We start from the raw sequence: 13,437 nt of genomic DNA on the forward strand, positions 1-13,437 counted from the left end.
TTCGGGCCGCCGGCTCCTGAGGACAGCTGTCCTCAGGACGCTTGCCCTCAAGACACCGGCCCCTCAGGACGGATAGGACGGACCGCCATGAAGCCCGTCGACCCCCGGCTGCTCCGGTACGCCACCGCGACACGCTTCTTCCTCGCCGCCTCCGTCGTGCTGGGGTTGGCGGGCGCCGGTCTCGTCATCGCCCAGGCGATGCTCATCGCGGAGATCGTCACCGGCGCCTTCCAGCACGGGCGGACGGCGGGCGGGCTGGGCCCGTCCCTGGCGCTGCTGGCGGCCGTCGCCGCCGGCCGCGCCGCCGTCTCCTGGCTCACCGAACTCGCGGCCCACCGTGCGAGTGCGGCGGTCAAGTCCGAGCTGCGGGACCGCCTGCTGACGCACGCCACCCGGCTCGGCCCCGGCCTGCTGGACGCGCGCAGGACGGGCGAGCTCACCACGCTCGCCACGCGGGGCGTCGACGCGCTGGACGACTACTTCGCCCGCTATCTGCCCCAGCTCGGCCTCGCGGTCGTCGTCCCCGTCGCCGTCCTCGCCCGTATCGTCTCCGCGGACTGGATCTCCGCGCTGATCATCGTCCTCACGCTGCCGCTCATCCCCCTCTTCATGGTGCTCATCGGCTGGGCCACCCAGTCGCGGATGGACCGCCAATGGCGGCTGCTGGCACGGCTTTCCGGGCACTTCCTCGACGTCGTCGCGGGGCTGCCCACGCTCAAGGTCTTCGGGCGGGCCAAGGCCCAGGCCGAGTCGATCCGCGCGATCACCGCCGACTACCGGCGGGCCACTCTGCGGACCCTGCGCCTCGCCTTCCTCTCCTCCTTCGCCCTCGAACTGCTCGCGACCGTGTCGGTGGCGCTGGTCGCCGTCGGCATCGGCATGCGGCTCGTCCACGGCGAACTGGACCTCTGCACCGGGCTGATGATCCTGGTGCTCGCGCCCGAGGCCTATCTGCCGCTGCGGCAGGTGGGTGCGCAGTACCACGCTGCGGCCGAGGGACTGTCCGCTGCCGACGAGGTCTTCGCCGTACTGGAGACCGAACCCGCACCGGCCGGGACCGCGCCCGCCCCCGACGCGCGGCAGGCGGCCCTGACCGTCGACCGGCTGGTGGTGCGGCACGCGGGGCGGGCCGAACCCTCCCTGCCCGAGACCTCGTTCGAGGTCCGGCCCGGGGAGACGGTCGCACTCGTGGGGCCGAGCGGCTGCGGCAAGACGACTCTGCTGAACGTGCTCCTCGGCTTCGCCCGCCCGGACGCGGGCCGGGTGCTCGTGGACGGTACGGACCTGGCATCGCTCTCCCCCGAAAGCTGGCGGGACCAGGTGGCCTGGGTCCCGCAACGACCCCGTCTCTTCGCCGGGACAGTCGCAGAGAACGTACGACTGGCACGGCCCGGCGCCACGGACGCGCAGGTGCGGGAAGCACTGCACGCGGCCGGTGCGCTCGACTTCGTGTCCATGCTGCCCCACGGCACTGACACTCGCCTCGGCGAGAACGGAGCCGGGCTCTCCGCAGGACAGCGCCAACGCCTCGCGTTGGCACGGGCGTTCCTCGCCGACCGGCCGGTTCTTCTCCTGGACGAGCCGACGGCGAACCTGGACGGCGAGACCGAGGCGTCGGTCGTCGAGGCGGTCCGGCGGCTGGCCGCGGGACGCACCGTGATCATGGTGGTGCACCGGCTCGCGCTCCTGGCCGTGGCCGACCGGACGGTGCGGCTCGCCGGACCGGTTTCCAGCGCCGATGCGATGCCGGCCCGGCGGGGAGTGGAGGCGGATGCGGAGTCGGAGGCGAAAGCGGCGGCGGGAACGGAGGCGCAGGCGCAGGGGCAGGCAGCCGCGGCCGCGACCGCTGTTGAAGCTCAGCCTTCCGATGTTTCTGGTGCATCTGATGTACCCGGTGGCCCCGGAGGCACCGGTGTCCTCGGGCGCGTGCGGGCCGCGGCCCGCCCCCTGCGCGGCCGGTTCGCCCTGGCGCTGCTGCTGGGCGCCCTGGCCCTCGGCAGTGCCGTCGGGCTGATGGCCGTGTCCGGCTGGCTGATCTCGCGGGCTTCGCAGCAGCCGCCGGTGCTCTATCTGATGGTCGCCGTCACTGCGACCCGCGCGTTCGGCATCGGGCGCGCCGTCTTCCGCTACGCCGAGCGCCTGGTCTCCCACGATGCCGCCCTGCGGACCCTTGCGGGCCTGCGGGCGGGCGTGTACGGGAGGCTGGAGCGCCTGGCGCCCGCCGGGCTGCGCGACACCCACCGGGGCGACCTGCTGTCCCGGCTGGTGGCGGACGTGGACGCGCTGCAGGACTACTTCCTGCGCTGGCTGCTCCCGCTCGGCTCGGCCGTCCTCGTCGGCGGCGCGGCCGTCGGCTTCACGGCGTGGCTGCTCCCGGAGGCCGGCCTGGTGCTCGCCGCCGGGCTGCTGGTGGCCGGGGCGGCGGTGCCGGTGCTGTCCGGTGCGGTCGCCCGGCGGGCGGAACGGCAGATCGCCCCTGCTCGGGGCGAGTTGTCGGTCCAGGTGGTCGACGTCCTCGCCGGTACCGACGAGTTGACCGTCGCGGGTGCCCTGCCGGCGAGGCTGACCGGGCTGCGTGCGGCGGACGGCAGGCTCACCCGGATCGCCCGGCGCGCCGCCGCGGCCACGGCGCTCGGATCCGGCCTGTCCGCCCTCGCGTGCGGCCTGACGGTGGCCGCTGCCGCCTGGACGGGAGTGACGGCCGTGCACGACGGTCGGCTGGACGGGCTGTGGCTGGCGGTCGTCGTGCTGACGCCCCTGGCGGCGTTCGAAGCCGTGTCGGGGCTGCCGCTCGCGGTGCAGTACCGGCAGCGCGTACGGAAGTCCGCGGAGCGCGTGTACGAGGTGCTGGACGCGCCCCTGCCCGTGAAGGAAGGGACGGCCGACGCGCCCGGAACGCCCTTCCCGCTGCGGCTGACGGACCTGACGGCGCGCTACCCCGGACAGCCCGTCCCCGCCCTGGAGGGGTTCGGGCTGGAGCTGGCGGCGGGGCGCAGGGTGGCCGTGGTGGGCCGGTCCGGCGCGGGCAAGACGACGCTCGCCCAGGTGCTCCTGCGCTTCCTCGACGCGGAGGCCGGCACGTACACCCTCGCCGGCCGGAACACCGTGCCGATGGCGGGCGACGCGGTGCGCGGGCTGGTCGGCCTGTGCGCGCAGGACGCGCACATCTTCGACAGCTCGCTGCGCGAGAACCTGCGCCTGGCCCGGCCGGACGCGAGTGAGGCCGCCCTGCGGGACGCCCTGCGGTCGGCGCGGCTGCTGGAGTGGGTCGACGGGCTCCCGCAGGGGCTCGACACCCTGGTCGGGGAGCACGGGGCGCGGCTGTCCGGCGGCCAGCGGCAGCGGCTCGCGCTCGCCCGTGCGCTGCTCGCCGACTTCCCCGTGCTGGTGCTGGACGAGCCCGCCGAGCACCTCGACCTGCCGACCGCCGACGCCCTGACCGCCGACCTGCTGGCGGCCACGGAGGGCCGTACGACCGTGCTGATCACGCACCGGCTGACGGGCCTGGAAGCGGTCGACGAAGTGATTGTGCTGGAGCGGGGCCGGACGGTGCAGAGGGGCTCGTACGAGGCGCTGGCGGCCGCAGACGGGCCCTTCCGGCGGATGCTGGAGCGCGAAGAGGCGGCGGACACCGGCCTTGAAGCCCTTTCCCTGACAAATGGTGCTTACTAGGCTCTTGGGTATGGCAGCCACGGCAGACGACTCCAGCCCGCGGGACACCGCGGGCCCCGGGGACACCGCCGGCCCCGGGGGCGCAGGGGGCGCAGGGGCGTCCAAGAGAGGACCGGGCCCGATGGACCCCCTGGCCATCGCCACGGAAGCCACCCGCAGCCTCCAGGGCATGTCCACGGAGCTCACCGCGCGCGTGCCGCAGCTGCTGGAGGCGATGCGCTCGGTCGGCACCGGCCTGGAGCTGCACACCACCCTCGACCGCATCGCCCGGACCGCCGCCGAGCTCGCCGACGCCCGCTACGCCGCCATCGGCATCATCGACTCCACCGGCGAGGGGCTGGCCGACTTCATCACGTACGGGGTGACCAAGGAGCAGCACGAGCGCATCGGTGCGCTGCCCGACGGCCGCCACGGGCTGCTCGGCGCGCTCATCACCCAGCCCGCGCCCGTGATGCTCACCGACCTGGCCTCCGACCCGCGCTCGTCCGGGTTCCCGCCGGGGCACCCCCCGATGCGGACCTTCCTGGGCGTGCCCATCCGCGTCGGGGCCGAGATCTTCGGCAACCTCTACCTCACCGAGAAGCGCGGCGGCGGCGAGTTCAGCCTGGCCGACCTGAACATGGTGAAGATCCTCGCCACCGAGGCGGGCATCGCGATCGGCAACGCGCGCGTGCACGAAGAAGAGCGCCAGCGGATGCGCTGGATCGACGGCTCTGTGGCCGTCACGACGGCCCTGTTGTCGCGCGGCGGCGCCGAGGACGCCCTGTCCGTCGTCGCCGAACAGGCGCGCCGTCTCGCGGACTCCGCCGCCGGCATCGTGCTGCTGCCGGACGACGACGGGGGGCTGGAGATGGTGGCCGTCTCGGCCGACGACCCCGCCGGCCTGCTGGGGACGGTGATGCCGGCGCACAGCCCGGTCGTCGCGGACCTGCTGGCCGGGGAGCCGGTCTTCGTCGACGACTCCGCCACCGACCCGCGCATGATCACGGGGGTGGCCCCGCGCTTCGGGCCGAGCATGCTGCTGCCGCTCAAGAGCGGCGACCGGGTGCTGGGGACGCTCGCGACCCCGCGGGCGCGCGGCGCCCGCAGGTTCACGCCCGCCGAGCGCACGCTCGCCGCCCAGTTCGCCGCCCAGGCCGCCCTCGCGCTCGTGATGGCCGAGGCGCAGCGCGACCGCGAGCGGCTGGCCGTCTTCGAGGACCGCGACCGGATCGCCCGCGACCTGCACGACCTGGTCATCCAGCGGCTGTTCGCCACCGGGCTGATGCTGGAGAGCGCGCAGCGCAACGCCGTCGTGCCCGATGTGAAGCTCAAGGTCGGCCAGGCCGTCGACGAGCTGGACGTGACGATCCAGGAGATCCGTACGGCCATCTTCGCGCTGCAGCAGGGGCCCGCCGAGGCGCCCGCGGGGTTGCGTACGCGCGTCCTGCGCGAGCTGGGCACGGCCGCCGTTCCGCTGGGCTTCCAGCCCTCCGCGAGCTTCATCGGCCCCGTCGACGCGAAGGTCGGGGAGCTCACCGGCAAGAACCTCATCGCGGCGCTGCGCGAAGCGCTCTCGAACGCCTTCCGGCACGCCCGGGCGTCGCGCATGGAGGTGGTCGTCGACGCAACGGTGCATCTCCCGGACGGCAGGCCGGCGGTGCGGCTGACCGTCGCGGACGACGGGGTCGGCATCCCGGAGGGCGGGCGCCGCAGCGGCCTGAAGAACCTCGCCAAGCGCGCCGAGTCGCTGGGCGGCTCCAGCTCGTACGGGCCCGGGCTCGGGGAGGACGGGGGCGGCACCAAGGTGGTGTGGGAAGCGCCTCTCTAGAAGCGCCGCTCTAGACGCGCCCCTCTAGACGCGCCGGAAGGCGGCAGGTGGAGGCCGCTTCGTAAGGCTGAGCCGGCAGGCCGGGCCCGGAGGCCTCACCCGGCCCCGTCCGGATCGCCCGGCCGGCCGCAGCGGTTCCTCCGAACGGACCTCAGCGGGCGCGCCCGGGCAGGACACACGACAAGATCGCGTCCATGCGACGCCTGTACCGCCCGATACGCGGACCGCGCCTGCTGCCGAGGGCCGGCGCCGCGGTCGTCTCCGTCATCTGCGTGCTGTGCGCCGTGTGCGCACTGGGCTTCCCGTCACTCCCCTCCGCCCCTCCCGAGACGGTCCGCGCGCCGGACCGCGCGACCCGGGTCACCTCCGAGGTGCTCCGGCTGAGGCAGGAGGCGGAGGAGACCCGGAGGCAGTACGAGCAGGCGCAGCGTGCGGCCAAGGAGAAAAAGGCGCGGTCCCGGGAGATAGACCGTCTGTTGCAGGGCCGGAGGGTCGTAGCCGACACGCTGCGCGAGGATGTGGGGTCGGCTGCCCGCGAGCAGTACCGCACCGGCGGCTTCACCGCCGTCCCCGCCGACGAATCGGCCGCCGAAGACCCCTTCGAGCTGATGGCCCTGCAGGTGCCCGACGCCCGCCGCCGGGCGCGCCTCGCACGGATGCTGGACGAGGACGACCGCAAGAGCCGGAGGCTGGTCGCCGAGGGCGAGGAGCTCGCCCTCTCCCGGCCCGCGCTCGACAAGGACAGCGAGCGGCTGCGGGAGCAGGTGCGCGCGCTCGAGGCCCGCCTGGTGGAGGCCCGGGAGGACCTCAACACCTTGGCGCAGGCGGCGGTCGACAACGGTCGCTGCGCCCCGCTCCGGCGCGCCGCCTCCGGCGGGGGAACGGGTGCGGAGAACGCCGCGGCACAGGCGCCCGGGCGCTGGACACGTCCGGTCACCTCGTACCAGCTGACCGCAGGCTTCGGGGGAGTGGGCGCCAACTGGGCGAGCACGCACAGCGGTCAGGACTTCGCGGTGCCCTCCGGCACCCCGGTGCGGTCGATCGGCGCCGGGACGGTGGTCGCGGCCGGGTGCGGAGGGGCGTTCGGCATCAGCCTCGTCGTGCAGCACGACGACGGCTGGTACTCGCAGTACGCGCACCTCGCGGCGACGTTCGTGACGCCCGGGCAGCAGGTGCGCGCCGGGCAGTGGATCGGACTGTCCGGGACCACCGGCAACTCCACCGGACCGCACCTGCACTTCGAGATCCGCACCTCGCCCGAGTTCGGGTCGGCGATCGACCCGGTGCCCTGGCTGAACGCCCGCGGCGTACGGCTGTAGGCGTGCGGACCGGCGGCCGGGTCGTCGGAACGGGTCGTCGGAATGGGTTCGTCGGAACGAGCCGCCGAGCGGACCGCTAGGCGGTGCCGGTGCGCAGGATCCGCTCGATGACGGCCGCGACGCCGTCCTCCGTGTTGGCGACGGTGTGGCGCGTGGTGACCGCCAGCACCTCGGGGTGGGCGTTGGCCATCGCGTACGCGGTGCCGGCCCAGTCGAGCATCTCCAAGTCGTTGGGCATGTCGCCGAACGCCACGACCTCCTCGGGGGAGATGCCGCGCTCCGCGCAGCACCGGGCCAGGGTGCTGGCCTTGCTGACGCCCGGCCCGCTGATCTCCAGCAGGGCGGTGGGGCTGGACCGGGTGAAGGAGCCGTGCGCGCCGGCCGCCTCGCGGGCGATGGCGAGGAATTCGTCCGGCCCCAGGTCGGGGTGGCTGGCCAGCAGCTTGAGGATCGGCTCGGTGTATCCGCTGTCCTCGGCCAGCAGCTTCTCCGCGGGGGCGACGACCGCTCCCGGGTCGAGGAAGAACGGCGGGTACTCGGGCTCGTAGTGGATGCCGGCGGTGCGCTCGACGGCGAACGAGGAGCCCGGGGCCGCGGCGCGGACGGCGTGCACGACGGCGAGGGCGTCGGCGCGCTCCAGCGGGCGGACCTCGACGAAGCGGGCGCCGTCGCGCAGGTCGACGACGGCGGCGCCGTTGGCGCATATCGCCAGGCCGTGACCCTGCACGTGGTCGCTGACCACATCCATCCAGCGGGCCGGGCGGCCGGTGACGAAGAAGACCTCGATGCCCGCCGCCTCGGCCGCGGCGAGCGCCGCCACAGTGCGCTCGGAGACCGTCTTGTCGTCCCGCAGGAGCGTGCCGTCCAGGTCGGTGGCGATCAGCCGGGGCATGGCGGCGGGCCGCTGCGCGGCGGGGGTCTCGGGCTGCTCGGTAGCTGAAGTCACGGGTTCCATTCTGGGCCACGGGCATATGCGGCGCACAGGTGTACGTAAGGCCGCGTATGCCTTCAAGCCGGTGTGCCCGTCGTCACCCCGGGCATGCCGGTCCCACCGCTTAGGCTCGGTGGCATGCGACTGAGCACCGTGATCCTTCCCGACCGCCGCTGGTCCGAGGGCGGCCGGGCCGCCTGGCAGCGTGCCGAGGAGCTGGGCTTCCACGCCGCCTACACCTACGACCACCTGTCGTGGCGGACCTTCCGCGACGGGCCGTGGTTCGGCGCGATCCCCACGCTGACCGCAGCCGCGGCCGCCACCTCCCGGATACGCCTCGGCACGCTCGTCACCTCCCCGAACTTCCGGCACCCCGTCACGCTGGCCAAGGAGCTCATCTCCCTGGACGACATCTCGGGCGGCCGCATCACGCTCGGCATCGGCGCCGGGGGCTCCGGCTTCGACGCCACCGCCCTGCTGAAGGCCGGCCAGGAGCCGTGGACGCCGCGGGAGCGGGCCGACCGCTTCGGCGAGTTCGTGCCGCTGCTGGACCGCCTGCTCACGGAGGGTGTCGTCACGCACGAGGGCGAGCACTACTCCGCCTTCGAGGTGCGCAACATCCCCGGCTGCGTCCAGCGCCCCCGGCTGCCCTTCGCGGTCGCGGCCACGGGCCCGCGCGGTCTGCGGCTCGCCGCCCGCCACGGGCAGGCGTGGGTGACCACGGGCGACCCGAAGCTCTTCGAGACCGGCACGCCCGAGCAGTCCCGGGCGGCGATCGCGGGCCAGATCGAGCGGCTGGGCACAGCCTGTGCCGAGCTGGGCCGGGACGTCTCGGAGCTCGGCAAGACGATGCTGACGGGCTTCAGCCCGGACCGGCCGCTGGCCTCCGTGGACGCCTTCGTCGACTTCGCCGGTTCGCATGCGGAGCTCGGCATCGACGAGATCGTGGTGCACTGGCCCATCGCGGACTCGGTCTTCGCGGCGGACGTCGCCGTCTTCGAGAAGATCGCCACGGACGGGCTCGCACAGCTCTCGCGCTGACCGGGGGATGCTGACCCGGGGATACGGATACGGGGCCCGGCGGCTGCCGGCCTCCCGGCCCGGTTTCTGTGGGATTCCGGCGCGGACGGTGGAGAGGGAGAATCGGGGCATAGGCACCTACGGGGGGCGCGTTCCACAGAGAGCCGGCCTTGGAGGTTCCCCATGCACTCCTCGCACTCCTCGCACCCCTCGTCGAGCACCAGGTTCGCCCCCGACCGGGGGCTCACCGCCCGCATGGTGAGCACGATGTTCTTCATCGGGTTGCTCTACGTGGTCTTCGTGGGCGTGCTGCTGGCGCTCCTGCGCGGAGCCTGGCCGGTCATCCTGCTCCTCGCGGGCGGCCTGTTCGTCGCGCAGTTCTGGTTCAGCGACCGGATCGCCGCCTTCAGCATGGGCGCGCGTGAGGTCACCCCCGAGCAGGCGCCCGAGCTGCACGGCGCCGTCGACCGCCTGTGCGCGCTCGCGGACATGCCGAAGCCGCGCGTGGCGATCGCCGACAGCGATGTGCCCAACGCCTTCGCCACCGGGCGCAACCGGAAGAACTCGCTGGTCTGCGCGACGACCGGGCTGCTACGCAGGCTGGAGCCGGAGGAGCTGGAGGGCGTCCTCGCCCACGAGCTCTCCCACGTGGCCCACCGTGACGTCGCCGTCATGACGATCGCCTCCTTCCTGGGCGTCCTGGCCGGGGTCATCACCCGCGTCGGCCTGTGGGGCGGCTTCCGCCGCGTGGGCGGGCGGGACAGCAATACGGCCATCCTGGTCGTGCTGATCCCGCTGATCAGCGCCGTCGTCTACGCGATCAGCTTCCTGCTCACCCGCCTGCTGTCGCGCTACCGGGAGCTGTCGGCGGACCGCGCCGGAGCCCTGCTGACCGGCCGGCCCTCCGCCCTGGCCGCCGCCCTGACCAAGATCACCGGTGAGATGGCCCGGATACCCACCCGCGACCTGCGGCAGGCCGAGCCCTTCAACACCTTCTACTTCGCGCCCGCCCTCTCCAAGGAGAGCTTCGGGCGCCTGCTCGCCTCCCACCCGACGCTGGAACAGCGGCTGGAGCAACTCGGCCGGATCTCGGCCCGGCTCGGCCGCGCCTGACGCCCGACCGCCGTCCCCGCCCAGAAGGAGCGTGCGCCCGTGGGCTTCCTGGACGCCATCCTCGGCCGCAGCAAGCCGGTCCGCCCCGACCTCGACCAACTCTTCGCCCTGCCCTCCGCCGCGATCACCCTCCAGGCGGGCGCGGGCTTCACCCCGACCGGGCTGGGCTCGGTCTGCTTCGCGAGCGTGGAGGGCGGGGCCTTCGAACAGCTGCAGCAGGACGTACGGGCCCTGCTGGACGCCGACACGGAGCGCGGCGGAGTGCCCGTGGAGTTCAGCCGGGACGCGTACGGCTACACCTGGCTGCTCGCGCGGCAGCCGCCGGAGGACACGGCCGCGCTGGTGAATGACCTGCACGCGGTGAACACGCTGCTGCAGGACGGCGGGTTCGGGCCGCAGCTGCTCTGCTCGCTGATGGGCTTCCGCGACGCCGGCGGGCGCTCGCTGGCCCTGGTCTACCTCTACAAGCGCGGCACGTTCTACCCGTTCGCGCCGGCGGCGGGGGCGCAGGACAAGCGGGACAACGGCCTGGAACTGCAGGTGCGGGCGCTGCTGGCGGACGACCTGCGGGTCGAGGAGGACCTGGCCCGCTGGTTCCCCGTGTGGGGCGCGCCCGGCCTGTGAGCGGGGCGGGCGGGCCCATGGGCGGTCCGGGCGGGTGGTCCGGGATCACCGATCCGGGATCGGCGACCGGGGCGCGGGTTCAGCCGGGGAAGCGCAGGAACTCGGCCGGTACGCGCTCGACCAGCCACACGCCGTTCTCGCTGACGCGGAAGACGTGCCCTGCGCGGTGCATCCCCTGGGCGTCCACGGTCAGCACGACCGCCTTGCCGCGCCGGGCGCCCACGCGCGTCGCGGTCTCGCGGTCGGGGGACAGGTGGACGGCGTGCCGGGCCATGGGGAGCAGGCCCCCGGCCCGGATCGCGGCGACCGAGCGCGACACCGTGCCGTGGAAGAGCACGGCCGGTGGTTCGGTCACCGGCAGGCCGAGTTCGACGGGCACGGAGTGGCCCTGGTTGGCCCGGATAAGGTCGCCGTCGAGCGCATAGCGCTGCTTGTCGCTTGCGGCGACGACCTCTTCCAACTCGGCCCGGCTGAAGGGGAAGCCGTGCGCCGCACTCGCCGCCAGCAGGTCGTCCACGGGCGTCCACCCCTGGGCGTCCAGGGTGATGCCGATCCGGTCCGGCTCGTGGCGCAGGTGCTTGGCCAGGTACTTCGAGATGCGCGTCGCGCGCCGGGCGTCCATCACCGCTCCCGGGCCTTCCTCAGTTCCCCGGCGGCCCAGCGGGCCCATTCCTCGCGCATGGCGGTGAAGCGCAGACCGTACTCGAGCGCCAGCCGGCCGTTCACGGACAGCGCGTCGTCGCCCCAGTCGACATTACGCCCGACTTCTTCCAGCGCCTTGTGACGGCCCGCGGCGCGCTCGGCCTCGCCCATGAGATAGGCGGTGGCTTCCACAGGCGTGAGGTGGTTGAGGAAGAAGACCCGCAGGAGGGCTTCGCTGCGGCGGACGGTGCCGGGCGGGGTCTCGGTGAGCCAGTGGTGCAGCTCGGCGCGGCCCTCGTCCGTGATCGCGTACTCCTTGCGGCCGCGCGGGCCCTCCGCCGCGACCTCCAGCAGGCCGGCCTTCGTGAGCTTGCCCAGCTCGCCGTAGACCTGGCTCTGGGTCGCGGGCCAGGCGTTGCTCAGCGAGGTCTCGAACCGCTTCATCAGGTCGTACCCGCTGGCGGGCTGGTCGGCCAGCAGGCCCAGCATCGCGTGTCTCAGGCTCATGCCCTTCACTCTACCTTCCACTGTTGACATGTCGAGTGAGGAGCTTCTATCTTTGACGTGTCAGAGTTGGAATGTCGGCGGGAAGGCCGGCCCCCGCCGAGGAGACTTCGATGAGCTATGTGCGCGGCTTCATTCCCTGGATCGCCTTCGCGCTTGTCTCTTCCGTCGGTTGGCAGTGGGGCGCGGTGGCCGGGCTCGTCGCCGGGGCCGGCCTGCTGGTCAAGGAGCGCAAGGCCGGTACCGAGGGGGATGCGCTGATCCTGGAGGTCAGCACGGTCTGCTTCTTCGCTGCGCTCACCGTCGCGGCCTTCGCCTTCCCGCACAGCGGGCTGCGGCACTTCGGCGGTGCCCTGTCCCTGGGATGGCTCGCGCTCACCGCCTGGGCCACGCTGGCCGCCGGCCGTCCGTTCACGACCGGCATCGCCAAGACGCAGGCACCGCCCGAGGTGTGGGACACCCCGGTCTTCCTCCGCATCAATGTCGTGATCACCTCCGCCTGGGCCCTCGCCTTCACCGTGACGGCCGTCGCGCTGGCCGCCGTGAGCGCCGCCGGCCTCGGCAGCGCGGTGTCCGTCCCGGTCCAGGTCGCGGGTTTCGCCCTGCCCGCCGTCTTCACCGCCCGCTATCCCGAGCGCGTCCGCGCCCGCTACGCCCTGGCAGCCCGGTAAACCCCTTCACCGCACAGGAGGTCCGCGCCATGACGACGACCGCGCCGCCGGCCCGGCCCGATCACCGAACCGATCGCCGAGGGCTATTCGGTCTCCGGGCGGGTGACCAGCGCATCCATGGTGCGGGCCCGGACCTCGCGCTCCGCGGCAGCGGCGATGAAGGCGGCGACGTTCCCCGGCCCCACGAGAGCCGCCACGGCCCGGACGGTCCCCTCGGGGAGCCGGACCGCTCCGCGGGCGGCCGCCGGCGAGCCGGCAGCGGCTGCAGCAGCGCCCGCCGTACCGCCGACCGGATCCGCCGTGCTGCCCGCAGGCCCTCCGGTGGGGGCACTCGCGTCGCCACCCTCGGAAGCCGCGCCCACGGCGGCCTCGCCGTCCAGATGGTCGCGGAGGTAGCGCGTGGCCATGGCGCGCATGGCACGGGCGAGTTCGGCGTCGACCGTCTGCTGGGCCAGGGGGCGCAGACGGCGCACCAGTGCGGCGGCCTCGGCGGCCTCCTCGTCGGTGGGCGCGTGGTCCAAGTACTGCCGGAAGACGTATTCGGTGGTGAAGTCCAGGAACCGGCCCGCTATGTGCTCGACCCTCGTGCGCAGTTCGCGCAGGTGGCCGGTGATGGCGGGCAGGGGCACCCCCGCGGCGTGGAGCTCCGCGGCGACGGCCAGTTCCTGCGGGCTCGGGACGAGGAACTCCCCGGGCGAGCCCGGTACGCGCACGAGGACACCGAGCTGCACGGCCTCCTCCACGGCGTCGTCGTCGGGGATGCCGCCGAAGCGGGCGTCGAGCTCCGCGCGGGTGATCCGGCCCGTCTCCTCGTCCGTCCACGGTCCGTCCACCTCGGCGACCAGCCCGAGGACCCCGCCCAGGCCGCGGCCGGTGTCCCAGGCGTCCAGCAGCTCCTTGATGCTGGCCAGGGTGTAACCGCGGTCGAGGAGCCCCGCGACCTGGTGCAGCCGCGCCAGGTGCGCGTCCCGGTAGACGTTGGCGCGCCCGCGCCGCTCCGGCTTGGGCAGCAGCCCGCGGTCCTGGTAGGCCCGGATCGTGCGGACCGTGGCGCCGCTGCGGTGGGCGAGGTCCTCGATGCGGTATTCGCGGGGCGGCTCGGGTCGCCCGGGATGCTCGGACAAGTGGGTC

The 13,437-nt window shown here is 73.8% G+C and carries 11 protein-coding genes; 7 read left to right on the top strand and 4 right to left on the bottom strand.

The annotated features are described in order from the left end of the window. The first annotated feature begins 87 nt into the window (after window positions 1-87). The 3 genes from cydD to FGW37_RS16715 all read left to right on the top strand — a co-directional run bounded on the left by cydD (window position 88) and on the right by FGW37_RS16715 (window position 6,801). A complete protein-coding gene (cydD, locus tag FGW37_RS16705; protein WP_179081777.1) occupies window positions 88-3,672 on the top strand; it encodes a thiol reductant ABC exporter subunit CydD in 3,585 nt (1,194 codons plus the stop codon). A gap of 121 nt (window positions 3,673-3,793) precedes the next feature. Beyond that, window positions 3,794-5,482, top strand: a complete 1,689-nt coding sequence (locus FGW37_RS16710; protein ID WP_179084735.1) for a sensor histidine kinase — start codon at window positions 3,794-3,796, stop codon at window positions 5,480-5,482. Between the two features lie 194 nt (window positions 5,483-5,676). Then, a complete protein-coding gene (locus FGW37_RS16715; protein ID WP_179081778.1) occupies window positions 5,677-6,801 on the top strand; it encodes a M23 family metallopeptidase in 1,125 nt (374 codons plus the stop codon). Window positions 6,802-6,877: 76 nt separating this feature from the next. Here the strand turns inward: FGW37_RS16715 and FGW37_RS16720 are convergent, their stop codons facing one another. Next, window positions 6,878-7,756: an HAD family hydrolase gene (locus tag FGW37_RS16720; RefSeq protein WP_179081779.1), complete on the bottom strand. Its 879-nt coding sequence runs from the start codon at window positions 7,754-7,756 to the stop codon at window positions 6,878-6,880. A gap of 114 nt (window positions 7,757-7,870) precedes the next feature. Between FGW37_RS16720 and FGW37_RS16725 the strand changes: the two genes are divergently transcribed. The 3 genes from FGW37_RS16725 (at window position 7,871) to pspAB (ending at window position 10,489) form a co-directional block, all read left to right on the top strand. Next, window positions 7,871-8,773: an LLM class flavin-dependent oxidoreductase gene (locus FGW37_RS16725; RefSeq protein ID WP_179081780.1), complete on the top strand. Its 903-nt coding sequence runs from the start codon at window positions 7,871-7,873 to the stop codon at window positions 8,771-8,773. Window positions 8,774-8,935: 162 nt separating this feature from the next. Beyond that, window positions 8,936-9,865: a zinc metalloprotease HtpX gene (gene htpX / locus FGW37_RS16730; protein WP_179081781.1), complete on the top strand. Its 930-nt coding sequence runs from the start codon at window positions 8,936-8,938 to the stop codon at window positions 9,863-9,865. A gap of 39 nt (window positions 9,866-9,904) precedes the next feature. Further along, window positions 9,905-10,489: a PspA-associated protein PspAB gene (gene pspAB, locus FGW37_RS16735; RefSeq protein WP_179081782.1), complete on the top strand. Its 585-nt coding sequence runs from the start codon at window positions 9,905-9,907 to the stop codon at window positions 10,487-10,489. A gap of 79 nt (window positions 10,490-10,568) precedes the next feature. On the opposite strand, the gene FGW37_RS16740 is transcribed toward pspAB, so the two are convergent. Both FGW37_RS16740 and FGW37_RS16745 read right to left on the bottom strand, forming a co-directional pair. Beyond that, window positions 10,569-11,111: an RNA 2'-phosphotransferase gene (locus FGW37_RS16740; protein ID WP_179081783.1), complete on the bottom strand. Its 543-nt coding sequence runs from the start codon at window positions 11,109-11,111 to the stop codon at window positions 10,569-10,571. Further along, the gene (locus FGW37_RS16745) at window positions 11,111-11,638 is read right to left on the bottom strand and encodes a PadR family transcriptional regulator (RefSeq protein ID WP_179081784.1); all 528 of its coding nucleotides are present in this window, start codon (window positions 11,636-11,638) and stop codon (window positions 11,111-11,113) included. Before FGW37_RS16745 ends, FGW37_RS16740 begins: the two co-directional genes overlap by 1 nt. Before the next feature lie 110 nt (window positions 11,639-11,748). On the opposite strand from FGW37_RS16745, the gene FGW37_RS16750 reads away from it, so the two are divergent. Beyond that, window positions 11,749-12,306 carry a hypothetical protein gene (locus FGW37_RS16750; RefSeq protein WP_179081785.1) on the top strand — a complete coding sequence of 186 codons (558 nt, stop codon included), beginning with the start codon at window positions 11,749-11,751 and terminating at the stop codon, window positions 12,304-12,306. An 83-nt stretch (window positions 12,307-12,389) separates the two neighbouring features. Here FGW37_RS16750 and FGW37_RS16755 read toward each other — a convergent pair whose 3' ends face one another. Continuing rightward, window positions 12,390-13,430, bottom strand: a complete 1,041-nt coding sequence (locus tag FGW37_RS16755; protein ID WP_179081786.1) for a MerR family transcriptional regulator — start codon at window positions 13,428-13,430, stop codon at window positions 12,390-12,392. Window positions 13,431-13,437: the final 7 nt, after the last annotated feature.

It is taken from the genome of Streptomyces rectiverticillatus (assembly GCF_013394065.1).
Lineage (GTDB): Bacteria > Actinomycetota > Actinomycetes > Streptomycetales > Streptomycetaceae > Streptomyces > Streptomyces rectiverticillatus.